The sequence below is a fragment of the Microbacterium fluvii genome, from assembly GCF_025515205.1.
GTDB lineage: Bacteria > Actinomycetota > Actinomycetes > Actinomycetales > Microbacteriaceae > Microbacterium > Microbacterium fluvii.
Genome location: NZ_JAOPFX010000002.1, coordinates 331,309 through 355,765, shown reverse-complemented (window position 1 = coordinate 355,765; position 24,457 = coordinate 331,309). Strand labels below are relative to the sequence as shown.

The 24,457-nt window shown below is 71.1% G+C and carries 23 protein-coding genes; 6 read left to right on the top strand and 17 right to left on the bottom strand.

Annotated elements, in window-relative coordinates; translation table 11 throughout:
- Positions 1-62 precede the first annotated feature (62 nt).
- On the top strand, positions 63-401 hold the full coding sequence (locus tag OAW74_RS10315; RefSeq protein WP_262874276.1) for a protein-L-isoaspartate carboxylmethyltransferase: 339 nt from the start codon (positions 63-65) through the stop codon (positions 399-401).
- 1 nt (position 402) lies between these two features.
- Here the strand turns inward: OAW74_RS10315 and OAW74_RS10310 are convergent, their stop codons facing one another.
- Positions 403-744: a peptide ABC transporter permease gene (locus OAW74_RS10310; RefSeq protein ID WP_262874275.1), complete on the bottom strand. Its 342-nt coding sequence runs from the start codon at positions 742-744 to the stop codon at positions 403-405.
- Positions 741-1,094 (bottom strand): DUF7882 family protein, encoded by a 354-nt coding sequence (locus tag OAW74_RS10305; protein WP_262874274.1) that lies wholly within the window; start codon positions 1,092-1,094, stop codon positions 741-743. The genes OAW74_RS10310 and OAW74_RS10305 overlap by 4 nt, the downstream gene beginning before the upstream one ends.
- A 138-nt stretch (positions 1,095-1,232) precedes the next feature.
- Here OAW74_RS10305 and OAW74_RS10300 point away from each other — a divergent pair, with 138 nt between their 5' ends.
- Positions 1,233-1,703: a MarR family transcriptional regulator gene (locus tag OAW74_RS10300; protein WP_262874273.1), complete on the top strand. Its 471-nt coding sequence runs from the start codon at positions 1,233-1,235 to the stop codon at positions 1,701-1,703.
- Positions 1,704-1,709: 6 nt separating this feature from the next.
- Here the strand turns inward: OAW74_RS10300 and OAW74_RS10295 are convergent, their stop codons facing one another.
- The 4 genes from OAW74_RS10295 to OAW74_RS10280 form a co-directional block, all read right to left on the bottom strand.
- Positions 1,710-2,210 (bottom strand): MarR family winged helix-turn-helix transcriptional regulator, encoded by a 501-nt coding sequence (locus OAW74_RS10295; RefSeq protein WP_378733806.1) that lies wholly within the window; start codon positions 2,208-2,210, stop codon positions 1,710-1,712.
- Between the two features lie 21 nt (positions 2,211-2,231).
- Positions 2,232-3,077, bottom strand: coding sequence for a transglutaminase family protein (locus OAW74_RS10290; protein ID WP_262874271.1), 846 nt, complete (start codon positions 3,075-3,077; stop codon positions 2,232-2,234).
- Entirely contained in the window at positions 3,074-4,006 is a 933-nt protein-coding gene (locus tag OAW74_RS10285) for an alpha-E domain-containing protein (RefSeq protein ID WP_262874270.1), read from the bottom strand. The genes OAW74_RS10290 and OAW74_RS10285 overlap by 4 nt, the downstream gene beginning before the upstream one ends.
- 64 nt (positions 4,007-4,070) lie before the next feature.
- Positions 4,071-5,795 (bottom strand): circularly permuted type 2 ATP-grasp protein, encoded by a 1,725-nt coding sequence (locus OAW74_RS10280; protein ID WP_262874269.1) that lies wholly within the window; start codon positions 5,793-5,795, stop codon positions 4,071-4,073.
- A gap of 106 nt (positions 5,796-5,901) precedes the next feature.
- Here OAW74_RS10280 and OAW74_RS10275 point away from each other — a divergent pair, with 106 nt between their 5' ends.
- Positions 5,902-7,425: a molybdopterin-dependent oxidoreductase gene (locus OAW74_RS10275; protein ID WP_262874268.1), complete on the top strand. Its 1,524-nt coding sequence runs from the start codon at positions 5,902-5,904 to the stop codon at positions 7,423-7,425.
- Positions 7,426-7,431: 6 nt separating this feature from the next.
- On the opposite strand, the gene rocD is transcribed toward OAW74_RS10275, so the two are convergent.
- Both rocD and ddaH read right to left on the bottom strand, forming a co-directional pair.
- Complete coding sequence (gene rocD, locus OAW74_RS10270; RefSeq protein ID WP_262874267.1) at positions 7,432-8,655, bottom strand: ornithine--oxo-acid transaminase; 1,224 nt, start codon at positions 8,653-8,655, stop codon at positions 7,432-7,434.
- Positions 8,656-8,666: 11 nt separating this feature from the next.
- Positions 8,667-9,542, bottom strand: a complete 876-nt coding sequence (gene ddaH / locus OAW74_RS10265; protein ID WP_262874266.1) for a dimethylargininase — start codon at positions 9,540-9,542, stop codon at positions 8,667-8,669.
- Between the two features lie 151 nt (positions 9,543-9,693).
- Between ddaH and OAW74_RS10260 the strand changes: the two genes are divergently transcribed.
- Positions 9,694-10,431: a hypothetical protein gene (locus OAW74_RS10260; protein WP_262874265.1), complete on the top strand. Its 738-nt coding sequence runs from the start codon at positions 9,694-9,696 to the stop codon at positions 10,429-10,431.
- Between the two features lie 153 nt (positions 10,432-10,584).
- Here the strand turns inward: OAW74_RS10260 and OAW74_RS10255 are convergent, their stop codons facing one another.
- From OAW74_RS10255 to OAW74_RS10245, 3 genes are read right to left on the bottom strand one after another with little or no spacing between them, the layout of a single operon-like run.
- Positions 10,585-11,823, bottom strand: a complete 1,239-nt coding sequence (locus tag OAW74_RS10255; RefSeq protein ID WP_262874264.1) for a D-arabinono-1,4-lactone oxidase — start codon at positions 11,821-11,823, stop codon at positions 10,585-10,587.
- Between the two features lie 58 nt (positions 11,824-11,881).
- The gene (locus tag OAW74_RS10250) at positions 11,882-15,595 is read right to left on the bottom strand and encodes a bifunctional proline dehydrogenase/L-glutamate gamma-semialdehyde dehydrogenase (protein WP_262874263.1); all 3,714 of its coding nucleotides are present in this window, start codon (positions 15,593-15,595) and stop codon (positions 11,882-11,884) included.
- A 34-nt stretch (positions 15,596-15,629) separates the two neighbouring features.
- Positions 15,630-16,190, bottom strand: coding sequence for an acyl-CoA thioesterase (locus OAW74_RS10245; protein ID WP_262874262.1), 561 nt, complete (start codon positions 16,188-16,190; stop codon positions 15,630-15,632).
- Between the two features lie 133 nt (positions 16,191-16,323).
- Here OAW74_RS10245 and OAW74_RS10240 point away from each other — a divergent pair, with 133 nt between their 5' ends.
- Positions 16,324-16,830, top strand: a complete 507-nt coding sequence (locus tag OAW74_RS10240) for a GNAT family N-acetyltransferase (protein WP_262874261.1) — start codon at positions 16,324-16,326, stop codon at positions 16,828-16,830.
- A gap of 2 nt (positions 16,831-16,832) precedes the next feature.
- Positions 16,833-17,621: a coenzyme F420-0:L-glutamate ligase gene (locus OAW74_RS10235; RefSeq protein WP_262874260.1), complete on the top strand. Its 789-nt coding sequence runs from the start codon at positions 16,833-16,835 to the stop codon at positions 17,619-17,621.
- A 123-nt stretch (positions 17,622-17,744) separates the two neighbouring features.
- Here the strand turns inward: OAW74_RS10235 and OAW74_RS10230 are convergent, their stop codons facing one another.
- The 6 genes from OAW74_RS10230 to OAW74_RS10205 form a co-directional block, all read right to left on the bottom strand.
- Positions 17,745-18,617, bottom strand: a complete 873-nt coding sequence (locus OAW74_RS10230; protein ID WP_262874259.1) for a DUF4097 family beta strand repeat-containing protein — start codon at positions 18,615-18,617, stop codon at positions 17,745-17,747.
- Positions 18,614-19,285: a response regulator gene (locus OAW74_RS10225; protein WP_262874258.1), complete on the bottom strand. Its 672-nt coding sequence runs from the start codon at positions 19,283-19,285 to the stop codon at positions 18,614-18,616. Before OAW74_RS10225 ends, OAW74_RS10230 begins: the two co-directional genes overlap by 4 nt.
- Positions 19,273-20,541 (bottom strand): sensor histidine kinase, encoded by a 1,269-nt coding sequence (locus tag OAW74_RS10220; protein ID WP_262874257.1) that lies wholly within the window; start codon positions 20,539-20,541, stop codon positions 19,273-19,275. The genes OAW74_RS10225 and OAW74_RS10220 overlap by 13 nt, the downstream gene beginning before the upstream one ends.
- 213 nt (positions 20,542-20,754) lie before the next feature.
- A complete protein-coding gene (locus tag OAW74_RS10215) occupies positions 20,755-22,281 on the bottom strand; it encodes a cytochrome b/b6 domain-containing protein (RefSeq protein WP_316250219.1) in 1,527 nt (508 codons plus the stop codon).
- 330 nt (positions 22,282-22,611) lie between these two features.
- Positions 22,612-23,598 (bottom strand): electron transfer flavoprotein subunit alpha/FixB family protein, encoded by a 987-nt coding sequence (locus tag OAW74_RS10210; protein ID WP_262874255.1) that lies wholly within the window; start codon positions 23,596-23,598, stop codon positions 22,612-22,614.
- Positions 23,599-23,610: 12 nt separating this feature from the next.
- Positions 23,611-24,387 (bottom strand): electron transfer flavoprotein subunit beta/FixA family protein, encoded by a 777-nt coding sequence (locus tag OAW74_RS10205; RefSeq protein ID WP_262874254.1) that lies wholly within the window; start codon positions 24,385-24,387, stop codon positions 23,611-23,613.
- Positions 24,388-24,457 lie beyond the last annotated feature (70 nt).

Sequence of the window (24,457 nt, the reverse complement as noted above, 5' to 3'; positions counted from 1 at the left end):
GGCGCTCCCGCCAGGCATAATGGGTGGGTGTCTTCCCCGGGCACCCAGATGAGTGAGGTGCCATGCCGTATCGCGATCAGGCGACGGTCGAATCGTGGGTGGACGAATTCCGTCGCCGCGAGCCCATCGCCACCGACGTGTCGGTGCTCGAGAAGGACTTCCAGGCAGGCCCCGACTCAGGCCTCGTCGTGGTGTCGCTGCGCACCGCATCCACGGTGACCTACATCCAGGCGGTCGTCACCGACGGCACCCCGCACTGGGTCGTCACCTTCGAAGCACGTCCCGAGAGCTTCGACCTCGATGCCGCGGGCGTGGCAGCCCTGGCGCATGACCTGGACACGCTCGCCCGGCTGTGCGAGCACCTTCAGGACAAGACGGATGCCGCGCTGAGCGCTCGCTGACCTACAGGTAGGGAGCCATGGTGCCGGCGGCCAGCACCATGACGCCCGCGACGGTTCCCGATACCGCCGCGACGGCATGCAGGGCCTGCAGCGTCTTGCGCTGAGACGTGATCTCGCGAGTGTTGGTGACCGAGGTCACCGCCCGCTGGGCAGCGCGAAGGTCGTCGTAGCGGCCGACCGGCGTCGAGTGGCCGTCGAAGGCGATGTAGCTGCCACCGGGGGCCGTGTCGACGTAGCCGACGAACTCGCCCTCGCGCGAGGCGACGTACAGGCCCGAGTCGACCCGAGCCCAGGTCGCGCGGCGAGAATCCCCCGGCACGACGGTCAGCGCGGGGGCGCTCACGCCGCACGCACCAGTTCGGTCGCGAGCACGACGGGCTCGGCGATCGCGGTCAGGTTCTCGGTGAGGTCGAGCACGATCCCGGCTGACGACGACGCCGCCTGCGCGAGCTCCTGCAGATAGTCGCGGTCGAGCTGCTGAGCCTCGAGCGTGTCGAAATCGAACCGCAGCGGAATCGAGCAGTGCAGCCAGACGGTCGAGCGACCGCCCTCGTGCTCGGTGCCGTAGGTCCACGTCAGTGTGAAGCTCTCGAGGCGGCGGAGCTTGGTCGCCGCGACGGTCTTGACGTGCGCGAGCACGCGGTCGGGCATCTCGATCGGGTCGAGGCTGCTGCCGTAGTAGAGACGTCCCATGAGCTGACTCCTTCTTGAGGTTCGGCCGAGTGAGTTTTGGCTTACTCGAAACGTTACTCACAAGAAAAGTAGTTAGTCAAGCGAGATACTCTGGAACCTGTATAGTTGTCCCGAGAGCAGTCGGGAGGGGACATGGGCGTGAACGAGAACTCGGATCCGGCCACGGTCGTCCGCGAGGCGTACCGCCGGTTCCGCGACGCCGATGTGGCGATGCACGTGCGCATCCGCACGGCGACCGGAATGACCGACAACGAACTGCGCATCGTCCGCTTCCTCCTCAGCGAGCGCGGGGTGGGCCACGAGGTCAAGCCGAGCGAGATCTCGCGCCACCTCGAGATCACGTCGGCGTCGACCACGGCCCTCCTCGACAGACTCGAGCGCGCCGGCATGGTCGAGCGGGTCAGTCACCCGACCGATCGCCGCAGCATCCTCATCGCGGCCACTCCCCGCGCCGAACAGGCGCTCGCCGAGACGATCGAGGAATTCGATCGGCGACTGGCCGAGCTGGCGTCGGGCCTCGATGAGGCCGAGCGACGCAACGTCGCGGCCTACCTCACGGCCCTCGCCGACGCCGCCGATGCGACCGCCGCGGGCGTGCTCACCCGCTGAGGCGGCTCACCCGTCGATCTGGTCGACCGCCGCGCGCATTCCGTCGAGAAACGAGATGACGGCGGCGCGGTCCTGTTCGGTCATCGGCTGCACGACGGACATCATGCGCTCGTGCATGGCCCCGAGGGTCTGCCGGATCTCCTCTTCCGCGTGCTCGCTGGAGGTGATCAGGATGCTGCGCCGATCGCCCGGGTTCGGCACCCGCGCGATGTGGCCGCTCTTGACGAGCCGGTCGAGCAGAGCCGTCGTCGAGGCCGACGTGATGCCGAGGTAGCGGCTGAGGTGCACGGGCGTCACGCCCTCGCCGCGGCGCTTGGCGCGGGCGAGATAGCGCAGCACGAGCAGCTCGTTCTCACCCATCTCCATCGACTGCCGCGTGCGCCGGCGCATCGCCGTCTCAGCCGCGCGGTAGGCGCGCAGCGCCTCGAGCACGCTCGTCGAGGGAGATTCGTCGCCGGGGTACCAATAGCCCTCGCCCGACTGGTCGCTCTCGCTCACAGCATCCATCCTGCCCCATGGGGCAGCCGCTCACGCCTCTCGCGTGATGGTCACCTTGACGTGCAGGTGGCTCTTGAAGGGGCCCGCGTACACGCCGCGCAGCGGCGGCACGTCGCCGTAGTCGCGGCCGCGGCCGACGAGCACGTGGCGATCGCCGATCTCGATGTTGTTGGTGGGGTCGAACCCGGTCCACTCCCCCGCGAACCACTCGATCCATGCGTGCGACTCGCCCGTGACCGCCACGCCGACGTCGGCATTCGGCCGCGGGTGCAGGTATCCCGAGACATAGCGGGCCGGGATGCCGACCTCTCGGAGCGCACCGAGGGTGATGTGCGCGATGTCCTGGCAGACGCCCTTGCGGGCCTCCCACGCCTCGCTCGCGGTCGAGTGCACTCCGGTGATGCCGTGCATGTACTCGACGGCGTCGCCGATCGCGATCGAGATCGCATGCGCGGCCTCGCCGGGGTGGTCGTGCTGGGCGGCGATGGAGCGCGCGAGCTCGGCGACCTCGGCATGCGGACGCGTGCGGCCGGTCTGCCCGAGCTGCTCGACGGTCTCGATCGAGCGCGAGGCCCGCTCGGCCAGCTGCTCCCACGTGATGTCGACGTGCTCGATGGGCCGCGGGCGCACCTCGACGAGCGAGCGTGCGGTGATGACGAGGTCGCTGTGCGGCGAGAGCACATCGAACGCGGCGACGCGGGTGCCGAAGTAGTCGACGTACTGGTTCACCGAGGTCGACGGCTCGATGTCGAGGGTCGAGTTGAGCACGAACTGACTGTCGGTGGAGCCGGGCAGCATCCGCGCCTCGTTGTACGAGGCCGACACGTCGCCCTGGTACGAGAAGCCGGTCTGGTGCTCGATCCGGAGGCGCTTCACGAGATCTCTCCGATCCAGCTCGGCTCGGCCTGCGTGGGGAAGAACCGCTGGCGGATCGCCTCCGACGCCTCACGCGTGACCTTCTGCACGCGGCGCATGTCGGCCGGAAGCTCCGCGAGGATCTCGCTGATCGGGCGGTACTCCAGGTCGTTGCGGATCTGGCCGAGCGCGCGCAGCACCGTGTTGGAGTGGCCGACGCGGTCGGCGCGGGGGTCGATGGCGCTCATGCAGTCCTCTGCGCGCTGGATGGAGTAGATGATCGACCTCGGGAAGAGCCGATCGAGCAGCAGGAACTCGGCGGCGTTGCGGGCGCTGGGCATGCCGCGGTAGGTGCGCAGGTACGCCTCGTAGGCGCCGCACGAGCGCAGGATCGTCGTCCACGAGGGGCCGGACGCCTCGGTCAGCGAGCGGGTGGCGAGCATGCGCGCCGTCATGTCGGCGCGCTCGATGGAGCGCCCGAGGGTGAAGAACTGCCACGCCTCATCGCGGCTGGTCGAGGCATCCACGATGCCCACTGCCAGCGCCGCCCGCTCGCGCACCCACTGGAAGAACTCGTGCGCCTTCTCGGTCTGCAGTCGCCGCGGCATGCGGGCATTGGTCGTGTTGAGGCACTCCCACAGCTCGGTCGAGACGATCTCGCGCGCTCGGCGGGCGTTCTCGCGCGCCGCCGACAGCGAATACGAGATGGATGCCGGGTTCATCCGGTCGCCGGCCAGGCCCTGCAGCACGTGGGCGCGGGTGACGTTGTCGACGCCCTCCGGCGCGAAGGTGCCCATGACGCTCAGCAGCGACCGGCACGCGGTGTCCTCGTCGATCCAGGGATCTTCCAGCAGCAGCTGCAGGTGCACGTCGAGGATGCGCGCGGTGCCGTCGCTGCGCTCGATGTAGCGCCCGATCCAGAACAGTGATTCGGCAATGCGGCTCAGCATGAGCCGACCTCCTGGTTGGTGAGCAGCGCGCGCAGCGCGCGTGTCGAACCATCGGCAATGCGGCTCAGCATCCGTCCGCCCCGCTTTCGGTCGTCGAGCGAGCGAAGCGAGACGAGACGCCCGCACCCTCGGCGGACTGCTGCTGCTGCTCCTGCTGCTCGACCCGCGAGCGCGGGCGGTCCTGCGGGGAGTGGGTGACCTCGTCCTGGTCGTCGTAGATGATCGGGATGGCGGCGGTGATGGTCGCGGCCTGGTCGGCCACGAGCCCGCCGACGCCGACGCCCTGGCCGTACTCGACGTGGCCGGGGGCCGCGCCGCCGACGATCCAGGTGTCTTTCGATCCGCCGCCCTGGCTCGAGTTGACCACGAGCTGGCCCTCCGGCAGGGCGACGCGGGTGAGGCCGCCCGGGAGCACCCAGACGTCTTCGCCGTCGTTGACCGCGAACGGGCGCAGGTCGGCGTGCCGCGGCCGCATGCCGTCTTCGACGAGCGTGGGGATGGTCGAGAGCATGACCACGGGCTGCGCGATCCAGCCGCGCGGGTCGGCGATCAGGCGCGTGCGCAGCTTGTCGAGTTCGTCGCGCGAGGCATCCGGACCCACGACGAGCCCCTTGCCGCCCGAGCCGTCGACCGGCTTGACCACCAGTTCGTCGAGGCGGTCGAGCACCTCTTCGAGCGCGCCCGGGTCTTCGAGCCGCCACGTGTCGACGTTCTTGAGGATCGGCTCTTCGGCGAGGTAGTAGCGGATCAGGTCGGGCACGTAGGTGTAGAGCAGCTTGTCGTCGGCGACCCCGTTGCCCACGGCGTTGGCGATCGTGACGTTGCCCAGGCGCGCGGCGAGCATGAGCCCAGGGGCGCCGAGCATCGAGTCGGCGCGGAACTGCAGCGGGTCGAGGAACTCGTCGTCGACGCGGCGGTAGATCACGTCGACGCGCTTGGGACCGCGCGTGGTGCGCATGAACACCTTGCCGCCGATGCACAGCAGGTCGCGCCCCTCGACCAGCTCGACGCCCATGAGCCGCGCCAGCAGCGTGTGCTCGAAGTAGGCGGAGTTGTAGACGCCGGGGGTGAGCACCACGACGTTGGGGTCGTCGATGCCGGCCGGCGCCGAGGCGCGCAGCGCGGCGAGCAGTTTGTTGGGGTAGTCGCCGACGGGGCGCACGCGCATCGAGACGAACAGCTCGGGCAGCGTCTGGGCCATGACCCGCCGGTTCGAGATGACGTAGCTGACGCCCGACGGCACCCGCACGTTGTCTTCGAGCACGCGCATCTCGCCGTGCTCGTCGCGGATGAGGTCGATCCCCGACACCTGGATGCGCACGCCGTTGGCCGCATGGATGTTGGCGGCCTGGCGATAGAAGTACTGCGAGCTCGCGATGAGCGCGGCCGGCAGTACGCCGTCGCGCACGCAGTGCTGGTGGCCGTAGGCGTCGTCGAGAAAGGCCTCGAGCGCGTGCACGCGCTGCTTGACGCCCGCCTCGATGCGCGACCACTCGTCGAACTCGATGACCCTGGGCACCGCGTCGAGCGGGAACGGGCGCTCCTCGCCGGCGAAATCGAAGGTCACACCCTGGGCGAGGTACGAGCTGGCGAGCGAATCGGTGCGCCCTCGCAGCTCTTCCTGCGTCATCTGGGCGAGTGCCTGGTAGAGCTCGCGATAGGCCTGCCTGGACTCGGCCGGCGCCCCGGGGTGCGACGGGCTGCCGAACATCTCGTCGAACGCGGGGGTGCCCGAGACGGTCTTGCGCGGCGCCAGCGTGGAGCCGTAGCCGTCGAACAGATCACCCATGATGAGAGCCTAGCCCGGGGCGTGTTTCGGAAGTGTGACGACGGATGCTGCCCGGCTGCGCGGCGCGAACGGCCCACGGCGCCACGACCCGACGTACGCTGGGCGAATGGCCGGGCCGCGCGTTCTCGCTGCGGCGGCGGGCGTCGCCGCCGTCGTGCTCGGCGCGGGCGTCGGCGAGCTCGTCGCCGGCCTGTTCGTGCCCGGTGCGAGCCCGATCGCCGTCATCGGCGGTGCCCTCATCGATGCCGCGCCGGCCTGGGCGAAGGATGCGGCGATCGGCCTGTTCGGCACGGCCGACAAGCTCGCGCTCGTGGTCGGCATCGCGCTCGTGCTGGGGCTCGTCGCGGCCGCCGCCGGCCTGCTCGAGGCACGGTTCCCCCCGTGGGGCCGCGTGGCCGTGCTGACTCTCGGCGCCGTCGGAGCGCTGATCGCCCCGACCAGGCCCGACGCGGGCACATTCTGGTGGGTGCCGTCGGCGGTGGCCGCGCTCACGGCCGCCCTCGCCCTGAGGCCCCTCGTGCGGCTGACCGAGGCGGAGTCCGACGCCGGCGAGCAGCCGGGGATCGACCGCCGCCGGTTCCTCGTCTACGGCGGCGCCGCGGCCGCCGCCGGTGTGCTGGCAGCCCTCGGAGCCGCGGCCCTGCAGAGCGGGCGGCAGGCCGCATCCGCCGTGCGCGAGGCGATCACGCTGCCCCGCCCCGCGAAGACCATGCCACCGGTTCCGGCCACGGCCGACCTCGGCATCGACGGGCTCGCGCCGGTGGTCACCCCGAATTCCGACTTCTACCGCATCGACACGGCGCTGATCGTGCCGACCGTCGAGGCGCAGACCTGGACCCTGCGCATCCACGGAATGGTCGAGCACGAGCTCACCCTCACGTGGGACGAGCTGCTCGCCCTCCCCCTGCAAGAGAGCGCGACGACCCTCGTGTGCGTGTCGAACGAGGTGGGCGGCGACCTCATCGGCAACGCCGTGTGGCTCGGCTACCCGATCCGCGAACTGCTCGCCCGCGCGAAGCCCACGGCGCAGGCCGACATGGTGCTCTCGCGCTCGATCGACGGCTTCACGGCGTCGACGCCGTTGGAAGTGCTCACCGACGACCGCGACGCGGTGCTCGCGGTCGGGATGAACGGCGAGCCGCTGCCGGCCGAGCACGGGTACCCGGTGCGCATGGTCGTGCCGGGCCTCTACGGCTACGTGTCGGCGACCAAGTGGGTCACCGAGCTCGAGGTCACGCGGTTCGACGCCGCGACGGCGTACTGGACCGACCGCGGCTGGTCGGCGCGCGGCCCGGTCAAGCTGGAGTCGCGCATCGACGTGCCGCGGGCCGGCAGCCGCGTGACCGCAGGCGACACCGTGATCGCCGGGGTCGCCTGGCAGCAGCACACCGGAGTCGCCGGCGTCGAGGTGCAGATCGACGAGGGCGACTGGATGCCGGCGGCACTGGCGACGGCGATCTCGGACGACACGTGGGTGCAGTGGAGCCTGCCGTGGCGGGCCACCTCGGGCGATCACACGCTCCGGTGCCGCGCGATGAGCGCCGAGGGCGAGGTGCAGACCGCGCAGGTCGCCCCTCCCGCACCCGACGGCGCCACCGGATGGCACGCCGTGCAGGTGAGCGTGGCCTGACCGGGGTCAGCCGGCCAGTACGTGCTTCAGCTGCTCCACGGCCCAGTCGAGCTCGGTCGCACGCACGACCAGCGGCGGGGCGATGCGGATGGTCTGTCCGTGGGTGTCTTTCACGAGCACGCCGCGCGCCAGCATCCGCTCCGCGACCTCGCGCCCGGTGCCCACGGCGGGGTCGATGTCGACGCCGGCCCACAGCCCGGCCACGCGCACGGCGGTGACGCCGTGGCCGACGAGCGCCGCCAGGCGCGTCTCGAGGTGCTCGCCGAGGGCTGCGGCACGCGCCTGGAACTCGCCCGAGGCGAGCATCTCGACCACCCGCAGGCCGACGGCCGCCGCCAGCGGGTTGCCGCCGAAGGTCGAGCCGTGCTCCCCGGGGGCGATCACGCCGAGCACGTCGGCGTTCGCGACGACCGCCGACACCGGCAGGATGCCGCCGCCCAGGGCCTTGCCCAGCAGATACACGTCGGGAACGACCTGTTCGCGTTCGCATGCGAAGGTCGTGCCGACGCGGGCGAGGCCCGCCTGGATCTCGTCGGCGATCATGAGCACGTTGTGCCGCGAGCAGATCTCGCGCACCGCCTGGAGGTAGCCCGCCGGAGGGATGATGACGCCCGCCTCGCCCTGGATGGGCTCGACGAGCACGGCCGCCGTCGACGGCGTGATGGCCGCCTCGATCGCGGCCGCGTCGCCGAAGGGCACCGAGACGAACCCGGGGGTGAACGGTCCGAAGCCCTCTCGGGCCGAGGGGTCGTCGCTGAAGCCGACGATCGTGGTCGTGCGGCCGTGGAAGTTGCCGTCCGCCACGACGATGGTCGCCGCATCCGCCGCGATGCCCTTGACCCGGTAGCCCCACGCGCGCGCGACCTTGATGCCGGTCTCGACGGCCTCGGCGCCGGTGTTCATCGGCAGCACGAGCTCTTTGCCGCACAACTGCGCCAGCGCCGCCGCGAACGCCCCGAGGCGGTCGTTGTGGAAGGCGCGGCTCGTGAGCGTGACGCGGCCGAGCTGCTCGGTGACGGCGTCGAGGAGGGCAGGATGCCGGTGCCCGAAGTTGAGCGCGGAATACGCCGAGAGCAGGTCGAGGTAGCGCCTGCCCTCCACGTCGGTGACCCACGAGCCCTCGCCGCGGGCGATCACGACCGGCAGCGGGTGGTAGTTGTGGGCGAGGTGGGTGTCTTCGACGTCGATGATCTTCAGCGTCGTCGTGTCGAGGGCGGGTGCCGGAGTCATCGTGGTTCCTCTCAGCGACGCAGCTCGAGCGTGCAGCACTTGATGCCGCCGCCGCCCAGCAGCAGTTCGGACAGGTCGATCATGACGGGGTTGTAGCCGCGCTCGCGCAGCTGCGCCTCGAAGCCGACGGCGCGGGGAGAGATGATCACGTTGTATCCGTCGCTCGACGAGTTCAGCCCGAACACGGCGCCGTCGTCGTCGGAGACCAGGATCGCATCGGGGAAGCGCTCGGCCAGGATGCTGCGGCTGCGCTCGTCGAACGCGTGCGGCAGATAGGCGATGTTGGCCTTCTCGGGCCCGCCGTTCTCGACGCCCTGAACGGGGTCGAGCACCGCGATGGCCGTGTCGAGGTGGTAGAAGCGCGGGTCGACCAGCGTGAGCGAGACGACCTCCTTGCCGAACACCTCGCCGACCTCGCGGTGGCTGTCGCCGGTGGAGCGGAAGCCGGTGCCGGCCAGGATCACGTCGCCCACGAGCAGGAAGTCGCCCTCGCCCTCGTTCACCTCGACGGGATCGGCGACCGTGAAGCCGTTGTCGCGGAACCAGTCCATGAACGCCGGGCCCTCGGGGCCTCGCTCGGCGAAGCGGAACTTCGCGCCGTACGCGGTGCCGTCGATGACGAAGCCGCCGTTGGCGGTGTAGACCATGTCGGGCAGGCCCTCGATGGGGTCGATCAGGTGCACCTCGTGGCCGAAGCCGAGGTAGGCGTCGTACAGCGCCTCCCACTGCCGCACGGCCTTGGCGGTGTCGGTCGGGTTGGCCGGCTCCATCCACGGATTGATCGTGTAGCTCACCGTGAAGTGCTCGGGGCGGCACATCAGGTAACGGCGGCGGTGGGCGGTGCGGGTGGTGGCGGACTCAGCCGCCGGCGCGATGTTGTGCGTCATTTCGCTCCTGTAGGAGGGGATGGCGGACGCTGTCCTGTGGCCCGGCGGACCTTCGACTCAGGCTGTTCCCTCGGGAACAGTGATCTCAGGGGACGACCCGGGCACGCCGCGTCCATTGTCGCACGGGCCGAACCTTTGCCAATCTGGACCCATGGCGCGCCGCACCGCAGACGACACCCGCAGGCTCCTCCTCGACGCGGGCCTCCAGCTGCTGCTCGAACGCGGCGCGTCGGCGGGGGTGCAGCACATCCGGCTGCAGGAGGTGCTGCGCAACGTGGGACTGACCACGGGCGCCGCGTATCGCATCTGGGCCGACCAGACCGAGTACCACCGCGACCTCGCGATCGCGATGGTGCGGCTGCGCTTCGCCTCGCCGACGGCGAACGTGGCGGCCGCGATCGCCGACGCCGCATCGATGGACGACGTCATCCGCGCGGCGACCCGCGAGCACGTCTCGAACGCCGAGCTCTTCCACCTCGAGCCCGAGTCGCGAGCTTCGCACGCGTTCACGACGGCGCTCGCGCTGCGCACCGCGGCCGGCGCCTGGCCCGAGCTGCGCGAAGCCAGCGCCCAGCGCCACGCCGAGTCGGTCGCCGCCTATGCCGCGATGTACGCCGAGCTGATGGAGGGATTCGGCTATCGCATGCGCACGCCGCTGACCGTCGACGACTTCGCCGAGGTGCTCGCCGCACTCGGTGAAGGGTTTGCGGTGCGCGCCGCCGAGGGACTCATCCATCCCACCTACGAGATCGCCGAGGGCGACGAGCTCGCCCCCGGCCAGTGGAGCCTGTTCGGCCTGGCGGTGCGGGCGCTGGCCGACAGCTTCTTCGTGCCGAAGGACCCCTCAGCTGCGGAAGCGGCCACCGGCTCAGGACAAGAGCCGTCCTGAAACCGGGGCCGCAGCTCCCCAGCGGTTTTCCCTCCACACAGACGGTCGTCGCGCTGCCCCCAACCCGCTCGACACGTCCGTGCCAGAGATGATCCTCGCGACGCGCAGGTAAATCCAGAGAAAACTGTTACCGAACCGCGCGGTACATTCCGCTCACAGTCCGAATCGCGTCAGGTGGTCGTTGACGAACCGGCGATCCGGGTCGAAGCGAGCCCGAAGATCCGTGAAATCGCGCCATCGGGGGTACCTCCGGGTGATCTCCCTCGGCTCGACCCAGGAGATCTTGCCCCAGTGCGGGCGGGCCGTCGACGGCAGTGCCGCCTCGATCTCCGGCAGCAGGCGAGCGACCGCCGGCTCGTCGGGGTGCCAGGTGAAGTGCAGGCCGACCGTCGCGCTGCCGTATGCCCCCGACAGCCACAGGTCGTCGGCGGCCATCGTGCGCACCTCGCAGACGAACAGCAGCGGCGAGATCCGATCGGCGAGGCCGCGCAGCGCCTCGATCGCCGCGGGCGCGTCGTCGCGCGGCATGAGATATTCGCTCTGCAGCTCGGCACCCACTGACGGGGTGAAGGCGAGGCGGAAGTGCGGCAGCCGGTCGAACCACGGCCCCGGCACCCCACCCTGCGACGTGCACGGATCCGGCGATATGCCGGGGATCGGATGCCGCTTCCCCGCGGCGCGCGACGCACCGGCGACGGCGGGCGCCGGTCGCCCTCGGTCGGCGCGCCGCTTGACCCAGATCTGGTCGACGCGCTGCGCGCTGCGCCACGTCGTGAACAGGCTCACGCTGTCACCCGCCGAGGTGACGCCGTCGAGGTCGGAGAGGATCGCATCCCACGCCGCATCCTCGTAGACCGTCTGCGCGACCTCGTAAGCGGGCTCGACGTCGATCTCGAGATGGGTCACGGCGCCGAGTGCGCCCAGCGCCACCACGGCGCCGGCGAACCCCTCCTCGCCGCGGGAGAATCGCATCCGCTCCCCTGAGCCGGCGATCAGCTCGAGCGCGCGCACCTGCGTCGCGAGGGTGCCGATGGCGTCGCCCGAGCCGTGGGTGCCCGTCTGCACAGCTCCGCCGACGCTGATGTGCGGCAGCGAGGCGAGGTTCGCCAGGGCGAGGCCCTCCGCCTCGAGCGTGGGCACCAGGTCGCCGTACCTCAGTCCGGCCGGCACCCGCACGCTCGTGCGGTCGTGCGACACGACGGGCTCGTCGGCGAGCGCGGCGAGCGAGATGAGCAGCCCATCGCTGTCGGCGAGCCGGTTGAACGAGTGCCGGCTGCCCAGCATCCTTACCCGGTCTGCTCCGGCGATCGTCTCGGCGAGCTCGTCGATCGTGCGGGGGGCGACGACGCGTGCGCGGTACGCGACGTTCCCCGCCCAGTTCGTCTCACGCACGAGAGCGATCCTGCCACCCCTCGGCCGGGCTCTGCGTCATGCCAGGGCGAGGGCCGTCTCAGATGACGGCCTGCGACCAGGGGTCGGGGTTGCCGAACCGGTGGGCCGTGATCGCGATCGCCTGCTCGCGCAGGAACGGCAGCAGCTCCAGTCGCCCCGCCGTGGTCACCTCGTTGTCGTACACGGCGATGTCGGGGTTGCCGGCGACCGCCTCGGCGAGCGCGCGATGGGCCGCGGCGACGGATGCGGAGGCCCCGACGAGACGCACGCGCGCGGCCTCGGGGGCACCGGTCTCGTCGTGCGGCGCAGCCAGGCGCTCGGCGAACTCGGCGTCGGTCTCGACGAACACCGGGATCTGCTGCTCACCGAGGGCCCTGCGCACTTCGGCCGGAAGCCCCACGGGAACGCTCAGCACGAAGGGCGCACCCGAGCGCACCCCCGCCACGACGACGCGCAGCAGCTCGTGCCACCGTGCATCGCCGGTCGCGCGCACCTCGACCAGCGGCACCGGCCGATAGCGGAAGAGGTTGCGCTCGACGCCGAGCCGCGACACGTCTTTGACCCGGCCGAACTCCCTGTCCCACGCGATGGCATCGGACAGCGCACCGCGGCGCAGCCACTCGAACGACTCGTAGTCCAGGCTCGGCTGGGCCGATTCGATGATCGAGGTGATGCGCGAGTCGAGGCCGCGCAGGTGGAGCGTCGCCGATGGCGCACCGCCCGCGCTCTGACGCCACCTGCCGAGCCCGATGAGGTAGTTGGGTCCGCCCGCCTTGGCGCCGGGCCCGACCGCCGAGCGCTTCCATCCGCCGAAGGGCTGGCGCTGCACGATGGCGCCGGTGATGCCGCGGTTGACGTAGAGGTTGCCCGCCTCGACCTGCTCGAGCCACAGCCGCAGCTCGTCGGGGTTCTGCGTGTGCAGCCCGGCAGTGAGGCCGTAGGCGACGGCGTTCTGCAACTCGATCGCCTCCGCCAGCGAGTGCGCGTGCATGATGCCGAGCACGGGGCCGAAGAACTCCTCGGTGTGGAAGCGCGACCCCGGCTGCACGCCGACGCGGATGCCGGGCGACCAGTACCGCCCCTCGCCTGCGCGCCCGCGGTCGAGGAGGGCCGGTTCGACCAGCCACTGCTCGCCGTCGTCGAGGGTGGTCAGCGCCCACGCCAGTTTGCCGGTGGGCTGCTCGATCACGGGCCCCACCTCGCTCGTCGCTGCAGAGGGCGGCCCGATGCGCAGCGATCGCACGGCGTCCTGCAACTGCCGCGCGAACCGCTTCGAGCGCCCGACCGACCCGACCAGGATCGCCAGAGACGCCGCCGAGCACTTCTGTCCGGCGTGGCCGAAGGCGCTCTTGACGAGGTCGGATGCCGCAAGATCCAGGTCGGCGGAGGGCGTGATGACGATGGCGTTCTTGCCGCTGGTCTCGGCCAGCAGGGGCAGTTCGGGCCGCCACGAGCGGAAGAGCGCCGCCGTCTCCCACGAGCCCGTCAGAATCACCCTGTCGACGCCGGGGTGGGCGAGCAGCGCCGCGCCGAGGGCGTCTTCGTCGAGGTCGACGAGGGCCAGCACGTCTCGGGGCACCCCCGCCTCCCACAGCGCCTCGGCGACCACGGCGGCGCAGCGCCTGGCCTGAGGGGCCGGCTTGAACACGACGCCGGAGCCGGCCGCGAGCGCCGCCAGCACGCCGCCGGCCGGGATCGCCACGGGGAAGTTCCACGGCGGTGCCACGACCGTCAGCCGCGCCGGCTCGAACACCGCGCCGCTGACGCGGTCGAGCTCCCTGGCGGTCGCCGCGTAATAGGCGGCGAAGTCGACCGCTTCGCTCACTTCGACGTCGGCTTCGGCGAACACCTTGCCGGTCTCGGCGGCGGCCACCTCGATGAGGTCGGCACGGTGCGCCTCCAACACGCGGGCGGCGGCGGCCAGCACGGCCGAGCGCTCGGCCGCAGGCTTCGCGCCCCAGGCGGCCCCGGCATCCCGCACACGCGCGATGATCGCCTCGAGAGTGCGCCTGTCGTCGACGACGGATGCGGCGATTGTCGCCTCGCCGAGTCGCGAGTCGTCGATGCGCTCGAGCACCTGACGGGCCCACGCGCGGTTGGCCGGCAGCGCCGGGTCGGTGTCGGCGGCGTTGCGGAACCCGGGGGCGCCCTGCGCCTGCAGGTCGTCTTCACGGGGGGCGAACACCGCCGTCTCGACGAAGGCGACGCCGCCGAACAGCTGTGCGTCGGAGACGGGGGCGATCGGCACGGTCTCGGACGGATCGACGGTCGACCCTCGCGCGATCTCGAGCACCGCCTGCGTGAGGTCGGCATCGGCCGCTGCCGGAGCGCGCAGTGCTCTCGTCTCGGCGCGACCGGGGCCCGACGCCTGATCGGACGAGCGGTCCTGCGTGCGGTTCGGACCGAGCTCCAGCGCCGGGTCGGCGGCGCGCCCGACCGACGCGAGAAAGCGATCGCGCTCGCGGTCGAACAGCGCGGGCTCGTCGACGAGGTCGAACGCGGCGGAGAGGAAGTTCTCGTCAGACGCGTTCTCCTCCAGCCGCCGCACGAGGTAGCTGATCGCGACGTCGAACTCGTCGGGGCGCACCACCGGCACGTACAGCAGCACCGAGCCCACCTCCCGGCGCACCGCCGCGACCTGGCCCTGGGCCATGCCCAGCAGCATCTCGAACTCGATGTCGTCGCGCACGCCGCGCAGCCCCGCCAGCAGCCACGCATAGGCGACGTCGAAGAGGTTGTGCCCTGCGACCCCGAGTCGCACCGCCGCGGTGCGCCCGGCATCCAGCGCGAAATCGAGGCACCGCAGGTAGTTGGCGTCGGTGTCGAGCTTGGTCGCGTAGGGCGCCGCCGGCCACCCGTGCATGACCGCATCCACCGTCTCCATGGCGAGGTTCGCACCCTTGACCAGGCGCACCTTGATGCGCGCTCCCCCCGCGCCGACGCGCTGCTGCGCCCAGGCGGTGAGCTGCTGCAGCGCCGGCAGCGCGTCGGGAAGATAGGCCTGCAGCACGATGCCCGCCTCGAGCTGCTGCAGCCGGGGGTCTTCGAGGAGGCGAGTGAAGACGGCGATCGTCAGGTCGAGGTCGCGGTACTCCTCCATGTCGAGGTTGATGAAGGTCGGCAGAGGCTGCCCGGCCGCGGTCAGATACAGCGGCAGCAGCCGCTCGACGACGGTGTCGACGGTCTCGTCGAACGCCCACATCGAGATATGGGAGGCGATGGCCGAGACCTTCACCGACACGTAGTCGACGTCGTCGCGACGGATGAGGTCGTGGATGCCCTCGAGTCGGCGCCGTGCCTCGCCCTCGCCGAGCACGGCCTCGCCCAGCAGGTTCAGGTTCAGCTGGGCGCCGTCTGCCCGCAGTGCAGCGATGGCCGGTCCGAGCCTGTCGGGGCGGGCGTCGACCACGAGGTGCCCGACCATCTCGCGCAGCACGCGCCGCGCGATCGGCACGGTGGGTGTCGGCAGCACCGGCGCGATCGCGCCGCCCGCACGCACGGCGCCTCGCAGGTACCAGGGAAGGAACCCAGGCACGAGGTCGGCGACCCGGTGCAGCCGGGAGGCCGCCGCCGATAAGCTCTCCGGCCGCATGACGCCGTCGACGAACCCGATCGTGAAGGGCAGCCCGTTGGGGTCTTTCAGCACTCCGGCCAGGCGCTGCGCGGCCGCATCGGCGGCCACCTCTGCGCTCTCGCCCACCCACACCCGCGCGAGCGCGACCGCGCTGTCGGCGAGATCGTTCGGGTGGGGGGTGCGTTCTGCGCTCGCCATGCGTCCAGAGTACGTCGGGGCACCCGCCCGCCGATCAGCGCCAGACGCTCGGCGCGGGGCTCTTGGTCGAGGGCAGCGCAGAGGCGGCAGCCCACTGCGCGATCCACGGCTCGAGGGGAGGCAGATCGTCTGGGCGGTGCAGGGCCTCGAACAGCTCGTCGAGCGGCACGATGCCGCCACCCTTGCGCAGGAACCGCGCCCGCACCAGCATCTCGGCGTAGACCTCGCCGCCGACGACGGCTCGGTGCAGCAGGTACACCGATTTCTCGTCGTGGCCGTGCAGACGCGATTCGATCGTGAAGCGCTGCCACAGCTGCAGCGACTTGCGGAACGTGATCGTCTCGCTGGCGACGACGGCGTACCAGCCCTTCTCTTCCACGAGATCCCACATGCCGGTGCGGATCAGCAGGTCGAAGCGGCCGAGGTCGAACAGCGAACCGTAGCGGCCGTTGTTCATGTGGCCGAGAAGATCGATGTCGGTGGGAAGGGTGCGCACGCGGATGCGGCCGACCGAGGTCGGGGGCACGGCGCCCTTGCGCCGCAGCATCACCTTCGCGCGCCAGATCGTCAGAAGGGTTCGCCACAGCACGTTCACGAAGCGCGATGTTAGCGAGATCAGAAGGTGTTCGGCGAACCCGACTGTGGAGGTTCTACAGCTTCGGTGCGGCAGGACTTGTCACGGCCCGTGCGATTTCGCGAATCCCCTGGCCAGACGTAGAGTCCTGGCCATGGAAGCCGAACTGCAGACAGACATCGTGGTCCGTCCGGTGCGGGATGTGGATGCCGAGGCCCTGGGCCGCGTGCATGCGACCTGCTGGCACGAGACCTACGACCACGTCATCTCGAAGGCCGCGCTCGAGCGCGTCTCTCCCAAGCGCCTCGCGGAGCTGTGGACCCACTGGGCCCAGCAGGGCGACGACTTCCGCATCTTCGCGGCGCTCGTCGGCGGCGAGATCGTCGGCTTCGCCGGATCGGGACCCGCGCGCGACCGCGACGCGCCCCGCAACCGCGAGCTCTACTTCATCTATCTGCTCGACGCCTGGCACGGCACCGGCATCGGACAGAAGCTGTTCGACGCCGTCGCAGAAGACGGCGAGTCCCTCTACCTGTGGGTCGCCGAAGACAACCCCCGCGCGCACCGTTTCTACACGCGCAACGGCTTCGCCCTCGATGGTGCCTCGCACACCGAGCCGTTCCTGGGCGAGACGCTGACCGAGGTGCGGTTCGTCCGCTGACCGTGCTGCAGATCTGGGCCCTCGAGGGCATCGGCGAAGTGCGGGAGGGTGACGACCTCGTCGCCCTCATCGCCGACGCGGCCGGCGATGCGCTGCGCGACGGCGACATCCTGGTGGTGACCTCGAAGATCGTCTCGAAGGCCGAGGGCCGGTTCGTGTCGGCCTCCGACCGTGAAGACGCGATCACCGCCGAGACGGTGCGCATCGTCGCCTCGCGCACGTCGCCGACGGGGCAGACCACCCGCATCGTCGAGAACCGCCTCGGCATCGTCGCGGCGGCCGCGGGCGTCGACGCGTCGAACACCCCGCACGGCACGGTGCTGCTGCTGCCGGTCGACCCCGACGCGTCGGCGAGGGCGCTCGCGACGGGCCTGCGGGAGCTCTTGGGCGTCGAGATCGGCGTCATCGTCTCGGACACTCATGGCAGGGCCTGGCGTGAGGGCCAGACCGACAACGCGATCGGCGCCGGCGGCGTGCACGTGTTCGACGACCTCCGCGGCGGAACGGATGCCGAGGGCCGGCCGCTCTTCGTGACGCAGCCGTGCGTGGCGGACGAGCTGGCCTCAGCATCCGATCTGGTCAAGGGCAAGGCCGCGCGACTGCCGGTCGCCGTCGTGCGGGGGCGCGCCGACCTGGTCGGGGCGCTCGATCTGCCCGGCGCCCGCTCGGTCGTGCGACCCGCTGAGCGCGACTTCTTCCGCCTCGGCGCCGACGAGGCGCGCGAAGAGGGCTACGAGGAGGGCTACGCCGACGGCTTCGAGTCGGCCCGCATCGAGGCCGACGGCGACTGACCCCGGGCCGCGCCAGCCGCACAACTCACTGAGATCTTGGGCGACACCCCGCGCCTCGCCCTGCCCACGCGGCGCGCCGGCAGAAAGGTCAGCGACCTGTGTGGCCGCGGCGCCCGCGTCGGGTCAGCTGCCGGCGCGCAGCACGGCGTCGCCGGCCGAGATCTGACCGGTGATCTGGTGCCCCGAGCCGACCGAGGTGTCGAGATGGTTGCGCAGCTCGCCGGCCGACACGTCGACCTGCACGTCGTAGACCTCGTCGGGCACGGTCAGTTCGAGCGAGCCCGCGCTGAGGTCGAGGGCGACCGAGCGTGGCGCCGTGCCCGTGAACTCGGCGACGAGCTCGCCGGCGCTCACCGACAGCTGGGCGTCGTCGACCGAGGCGAGCTCGAGCTGCGCGCTGCCGGCGCTGACGTCGGTGGCGAGCGAGCTCACCGCGCCGTCGACCTCGAGGCTGCCGGCGCTGACGGTCGCGTCGAGCGTGCCGAAGGTGCCCGCGGCGGTCAAAGAGCCGGCCGACAGGTTGAGATCGGCGTCGAGCAGCTGCGTCTCGAGCGCCGAGGGCAGAGTGATCACGGCGCTGCCGTTGCCGCCGAACACCCACGCAAGGCCGAGGAAGCCGTCGGGGGTGCGCACCCGCAGGGTCTCGCCGTCGCGCTCGAACGTCCAGGCGTCGGCGCCGAGGGTGCTCGTGACGTCGAGGGTGATCTCGGCGACGTCGCCGTATTCGACGCTGACATCTCCTGCCGACACGTCCAGGTCGAGGTCGCCGAGGCCCGCCGCCGTCACGGTGCGGGTGTCGGTGCGCACGCTCGCGGCGGCGATCCCGCCGACGATCGCGCCGGTCGCCGCCCCCGCGACGATGAGCGCGCCGAGCACGATCGCGAGCACCGCGATCACCGTGGCGGCCGGATGCGGGCGCCCACTCGGCGCGGCCTCCTGCGGTCGATCGACCTGCGGCGGCAGCGGCGGAACGGGCGGAGGGGTGATCGTGGTCATCGCTGGTCTCCTGTCGTGGGGGTGCCGCCGTGCTCGAGATGGGCGAGCACCGCCAGCACGCGGCGGTTGCCGTCGTCGGGCTCGAGGTCGAGCTTCTGGAACACCGAGGTGATGTGCTTCTCGACGCTGCCCTCGGTGACGAACAGCGCCTTGGCGATCGCCTGATTCGACTTGCCCTCGGCCACGAGGGCGAGCACCGTCGATTCGCGGTCGGTGAGTCGCCGCATCCGCTCGTCGAGAGAACGACGGCTCAGCAGCTGCGCGACGACCTCGGGGTCGAACACGGTGGCCCCCGCGCCGATGCGCTCGACGGTGTCGACGAACTCGGCGACGTCGGCGACGCGGTCTTTCAGCAGATAGCCGAGCGCTCCGCCGTTGCCGGCGATGAGGTCGGCGGCGTAGCGCTCTTCGACGTACTGCGAGAGCACGAGCACCGGCAGCTCGGGGCGGGCGGCGCGCAGGCGGAGCGCCGCACGGATGCCCTCGTCGGTGTGGGTCGGGGGGAGGCGCACGTCGAGGATGCACAGCTCGGGGTCGCTCTGCCCGACCGCCTCGTCGAGGGCCGTCGCGTCGGGGAGGGCGGCGACCACCTCGTGGCCGGAGTCCTCGAGCAGCCGCACGAGCCCCTCGCGCAGCAGCACGGAGTCTTCGCAGATCAGAATGCGCACGGCACGCTCACCTCCACCGTGGTCGGGCCGCCGACGGGGCTGTCGAGGCGGAACGTGCCGCCCACCCCCAGCACGCGGTTCGCGATGCCGTCGAGGCCACCGCCTGCGGCGATCTGGGCGCCGCCGATGCCGTTGTCTTCGACCTTGGCCCACAGCATCCCGCCGTCGCGCTGACGCACGACCACGCGCACCTCGCCCGCCCGCGAGTGCTTCGCGGCGTTGGTGAGGGCCTCGGCGATGACGAAGTACACGGCGGCTTCGGCGGCCCGGCTGCAGCGCTCGGTGAGGCGCACGTCGAGGGCCACGGGGATGTGCGAGCGGCCGGCGAGCGCCGACAGCGCCGCGTCGAGGCCGCGGTCGTCGAGGACGGACGTGTGGATGCCGCGGGCCAGCTGCCGGAGCTCGGTCACCGCCGCTTTGGTCGAGGTGTGCGCCTCGGCGATGAGCGCCTTGGCCGCGTCGGGATCGGAGTCGACCTTCTGCTGGGCCATGCCCAGGGTCATGCCGATCGAGACGAGCCGGGGCTGGACTCCGTCGTGCAGATCGCGTTCGATGCGGGTGCGCTCGACTTCGGCGGCACGCACGGCGCCGGCCCGCTGGGTCTGCGAAGTGCGGGCCTGCTCGGTCAGCTGCGCCTCGCGGCTGGGCACCAGGATCGCCCGCGAGACGACGCCGTGCACGATCGCGAGACCCACGACGGCGGCGAACGCGACGATCGCGATGATGAGCCCGATGACCGTCGCCCAGGCGGTGGGCACGTCGATCGGGGGGCGATAGAGCCGAACGGTGTCGGTCTCGGCGATCGCGGGCGCCAGTGCCAGAACGAGACCCGAGAAGACGAGGGTGGTCAGCGACAGCGTGATGACGCCGAGGATCGTCGAGACGGCGGCGTTCGCGATGCCCCGCCACATGCCGGGGTCAATGAACTGCTGCCAGATCGTGCGGAGGAACCCGCCGAACCCGGGGCGACCACTGTGGCGGGCCCGCAGCGGCGGGATGCCGAAGCGGTACAGGCCCTCCACTCGGGCGCCCTCGACCCAGGCCAGGGCGTACATCGCGTAGACGAGGGCGATCAGCAGCAGCAGGCCGATGCCGAGCACGGGGAGAAGACCGAGGCCGAGTCCGAGAAGGAGGAACAGCATCCCGAACGCGACCGATCCGACCACGCCGACGGCCACGAGCTGCGCCACGGCGCCCGCGATCGCGAGTGGCGACGTGACGGTGCGGGGTGGTCGGGCGGTGGTTTCCGAAGTCATGCCCCCACGGTAGGCCGCGGGGCCGCCGCCGCGCCTCGGGGGTGGCCGGACGATTGCGGTGGGGTTATCCCCCGGCCGACCCCCGCATCCGCCGACGCCCGCCCCGGTGCATGTGCGCCCCGCATCCGCGAAACCCAACTTTCAGAGCGAAACCCACCCCTGCGGGCGCGGTCTCGGTCTGGGAGGTGGGTTTCGGCGGATGGAGGGCGGGTCTCAGCGACCGCTGACGTTTCCGAACAGGCGGGCGATGGGGGCGAGCACGAGCGGGCGCGCCGCGACCCAGCCGCCCGCGATCACCAGCATGGATGCGGCGAAGATCCAGAATCCGGTCCAATTGACCGCATCCTGCGCGCCGTACATGTGGTTGAGGTTGCGCAGGGCACCCGTGGCGAACACGAGCGTGACGTGCACGATGATGAACAGCACGAAGAAGATCATCACCGGGAAGTGCACGGCCCGCGCCCACTCGACCGGATAGATGCGGCTGAGCGTCTTGGCGTTCTTCGGCCACATCTTCGTCATGCGGTAGCCGGTGATCGCGGCCAGCGGCGCCGCGATGAACACGGTCGTGAAGTAGGCGAGCTGCTGCAGCGAGTTGTAGTTGACCCAGCCGTTCTCGGTGGGCCAGTCCAGCGACACGTACTGCAGGGCGGCGCTGATCGCGTTGGGGAAGACCTCCCAGCTGGTGGGGACGATCCGCATCCACTGCCCCGTGACGAACAGCAGCGCCACGAACACGACCCCGTTGACCAGCCACAGGATGTCGAGGCCCTGGTGGAACCACAGCGCGAGGCTGATCTTGCCCTTGGGGTCTTTCTTGGGCGCCCAGAACACCGACGGGCGCTTCTCGTTCCGCACCTGCAGGCCGCTGCGGATGATCAGCACCATCAGGAACACGTTGAAGAAGTGCTGCCAGCCGATCCACGCGGGAAGCCCCACCGGAGCCGTCTCGGGAAGGTGGTACTCGCCGGGGTAGGTCGTCAGGAAGTCCTGCATGAACTCCAGCGAGATGAACCAGCGGACGAAGAACACCACCATCGCCGCGGCGAACAGCATCCCGGCGCCGCCGATGATGACTGCGCCCGCCCACTGCAGGCGCGTGAACGGGCCGATGCGCCTCGGCTCGGGCTTGGGTGCGGGGCGTGTGAACGCGTTCGCGCCCGCCCACACCGTGGGCGTGAACGGCAGCGGCTCGCGCACGGTCGCGACGGCCGTCGTCTCGGTCTCGCGAGTTGACACCTCCTGCCGCTGCGCGGCCTCAGCGGCGACCGAACCTGCCAACTCCGCGGGCGTTTGGGGGGCGGCGGGTGCTGCGGCGGGTGCTGCGGGCGCGGCCGGAGCGGTGGTCTGGGCGGCGGAAGTGGTCTCGGTCCCTGCGACGACAGTCGATGCGACGGCGGATGCTGCCGCACCTGGCCGCCGCGCGGTGAACTCCGCCGGAGGCCACGGCTCGCCACCGGCCACCCGCGGAAGCCCGCGGCGCACCGCGGGAGCGTCGGCAGCATCCGCCGCCTGTGGCTCGCCATCGGCACCGCGATATGGCACCTCCCGTCGCTGCGCGGCGTCCGCAACGACCGAAGCCGCCATGTCGCGGGAGGTGTCGGGAGCGGAAGCTGCGACGGCAGCGGGCGGATCGGCTGCGGAGACAGATGCGGATGCTGCCGCCCCGACCGCCGCGAACGACGCGGGCGGCCACGGCTCGCCGCCGGGCACCCGGGGCAGCCCACGACGCACGGTCACGGGAGCAGCGGCTGCCGCTTCAGTCGTCGTAAACGGCGACTCCGCAGCATCCGCGGTCGCCATCTGTGACGACTGAACCGAGGGACCAGCCGGCACGCTCGCTTCAGTCGTCGTAAACGGCGACTCCGCAGCATCCGCGGTCGCCATCTGTGACGACTGAGCCGCCGGCACCGCGGCGTCGGTCGCCCTATAGTGCGACTCGGCTGCCTCCGCGGCCGCAGAAGATGACGACTGGGCAGCGACCGGCGCGACGCCTGCCGGCGGCCAGGGGTCGCCGGCGGCGACGCGGGGCAGCCCGCGGCGCAGCGCGGAACCGTAGGTCGCCACAGGTCAGGCCTTCTTCTTCGCCTCGAGCGCCGCGATCAGCTGCGGTACGACGGTGAACAGGTCTCCGACGACGCCGAAGTCGGCGATCTCGAAGATCGGGGCCTCGGCGTCTTTGTTGATCGCGACGATCGTCTTCGCCGTCTGCATGCCCGCCTTGTGCTGGATCGCACCGCTGATGCCGAGCGCGACATACAGCTGCGGCGACACCGATACCCCGGTCTGTCCGACCTGGTGCGCGTACGGGATGTAGCCGGCGTCGACCGCCGCGCGCGACGCGCCCACCGCGGCGCCCAGCGCGTCGGCGAGCTGCCCGACGAGGTCGAACTTCTCCTCCGAGCCGAGGCCTCGCCCGCCCGAGACGACCTTCGCCGCACCGCGCAGCTCGGGCCGGGACGACGTCGCGACGGCCTCGTCGAACGACACGATCGTCGCGGCAGGCGCCCCGGATGCCGCCACCTCCAGCACCTGCGACACCACCGGCTGCGCGTCGGCCCGCGCCTCGATCGCACCCTGACGCATCGTGATCACCGGGGCCCCGAACGTCACCGAGGATTCCACGTTGTACGCGCCGCCGTAGACGGAGTGCTGCGCCAGCACGCCGAGGTCGTCGCGGATCACACCCACCGCATCCACCGCGATCCCGAGCCCCGCACGCGCCGCGAACCGGCCGGCGACATCGCGGCCCTCGATCGAGTTCGAGATCAGAACCGCATCCGGCGCCACCAGCGCGTGCGCCGCCGACAGTGCGTCGACCAGCGGCACCGTCAGCGCCGTGTCGGCGCCTCCCAGGCCCGCCACCAGCACCGAGGCGGCGCCGAGGGCGGCAGCATCCGCCGCCAGCGCCTCATGCCGCGCCTCGCCGGCCACAACCAGAGCCACCGGCGACCCGACCGATGCGGCGGCGCCCAGCAGCCCGGCCGACGACTTCGCCAGCTCGCCCCCGGGGGTCACCTCGAGAAGAACGAGAACCGCATCTGCAGCAAAACCCATCGCCATGACCCCTTACGCCAGTCGGTTCTCGATCAGGAAGGCGGCGAGCTTGTCGCCCGCATCGCCCTCGTCGACGATCTTCACGCCCGCGCCGCGCGCCGGCTTCTCGGCCACCGCCGTCATGATCGACCGCGGCGCATCCAGGCGCTCGGCATCGACGCCGAGGTCGGCCAGCGACACCGTCTCGAACGGCTTCTTCTTGGCCGCCATGATCCCCTTGAAGTTCGGGAACCGCGCATCGGGCAGCGCCTCGGTGATCGAGATCACCGCCGGCAGCGCGGCCTCGACCTGCGCCACCCCGAAGTCGGTCGCCCGCGTTCCCGACACGGCCGAATCGGTCAGAGACACCGACGTCAGCGCCGTCGCCTGCGGCACACCCAGGCGCTCGGCGAGCATCGCCGGCAGCACACCGCCCGACCCGTCGGTGGACTGGTTGCCCGTGATCACCACGTCGAACCCGACCCGCTGCACCGCGGCGGCCAGCACCTCGGCGGTCAGCGACAGATCCGCACCGGCGAGGGCGCCGTCGACGACCTGCAGGGCGGATGCAGCACCCATCGCGAGTCCCTTGCGCACCGTCGCCGCAGAAGCCTCCGGCGTCATCGACACCACGACGACCTCGGTGCCCGCGTTGGCGTCGGCGTACGACAGCGCCACCTCGAGAGCACGCTCGCCGATCTCGTCGAGCACCCGGTCAGACGCCTCGCGGTCGGCAAGCCCCGTCTCGAGCGAGAGCTTGCGATCTCCGTACGTATCCGGGACTTCTTTGACCAGCACGACGATCTTCATCGGTTCTCCTTCTGGGGGATCTTCATTCTAGGAGGTGCGACCCAGTCTCGCATTTCTTGAGACTCAGTCG

Coding starts and splice junctions, on each gene's coding strand:
- OAW74_RS10315 (WP_262874276.1), top strand. CDS start 63: ATGCCGTATCGCGATCAGGCGACGGTCGAATCGTGGGTGGACGAATTC.
- OAW74_RS10305 (WP_262874274.1), bottom strand. CDS start 1,094: ATGGGACGTCTCTACTACGGCAGCAGCCTCGACCCGATCGAGATGCCC.
- OAW74_RS10295 (WP_378733806.1), bottom strand. CDS start 2,210: ATGGATGCTGTGAGCGAGAGCGACCAGTCGGGCGAGGGCTATTGGTAC.
- OAW74_RS10285 (WP_262874270.1), bottom strand. CDS start 4,006: ATGCTGAGCCGCATTGCCGAATCACTGTTCTGGATCGGGCGCTACATC.
- OAW74_RS10280 (WP_262874269.1), bottom strand. CDS start 5,795: ATGGGTGATCTGTTCGACGGCTACGGCTCCACGCTGGCGCCGCGCAAG.
- OAW74_RS10275 (WP_262874268.1), top strand. CDS start 5,902: ATGGCCGGGCCGCGCGTTCTCGCTGCGGCGGCGGGCGTCGCCGCCGTC.
- rocD (WP_262874267.1), bottom strand. CDS start 8,655: ATGACTCCGGCACCCGCCCTCGACACGACGACGCTGAAGATCATCGAC.
- ddaH (WP_262874266.1), bottom strand. CDS start 9,542: ATGACGCACAACATCGCGCCGGCGGCTGAGTCCGCCACCACCCGCACC.
- OAW74_RS10260 (WP_262874265.1), top strand. CDS start 9,694: ATGGCGCGCCGCACCGCAGACGACACCCGCAGGCTCCTCCTCGACGCG.
- OAW74_RS10250 (WP_262874263.1), bottom strand. CDS start 15,595: ATGGCGAGCGCAGAACGCACCCCCCACCCGAACGATCTCGCCGACAGC.
- OAW74_RS10240 (WP_262874261.1), top strand. CDS start 16,324: ATGGAAGCCGAACTGCAGACAGACATCGTGGTCCGTCCGGTGCGGGAT.
- OAW74_RS10230 (WP_262874259.1), bottom strand. CDS start 18,617: ATGACCACGATCACCCCTCCGCCCGTTCCGCCGCTGCCGCCGCAGGTC.
- OAW74_RS10220 (WP_262874257.1), bottom strand. CDS start 20,541: ATGACTTCGGAAACCACCGCCCGACCACCCCGCACCGTCACGTCGCCA.
- OAW74_RS10210 (WP_262874255.1), bottom strand. CDS start 23,598: ATGGGTTTTGCTGCAGATGCGGTTCTCGTTCTTCTCGAGGTGACCCCC.
- OAW74_RS10205 (WP_262874254.1), bottom strand. CDS start 24,387: ATGAAGATCGTCGTGCTGGTCAAAGAAGTCCCGGATACGTACGGAGAT.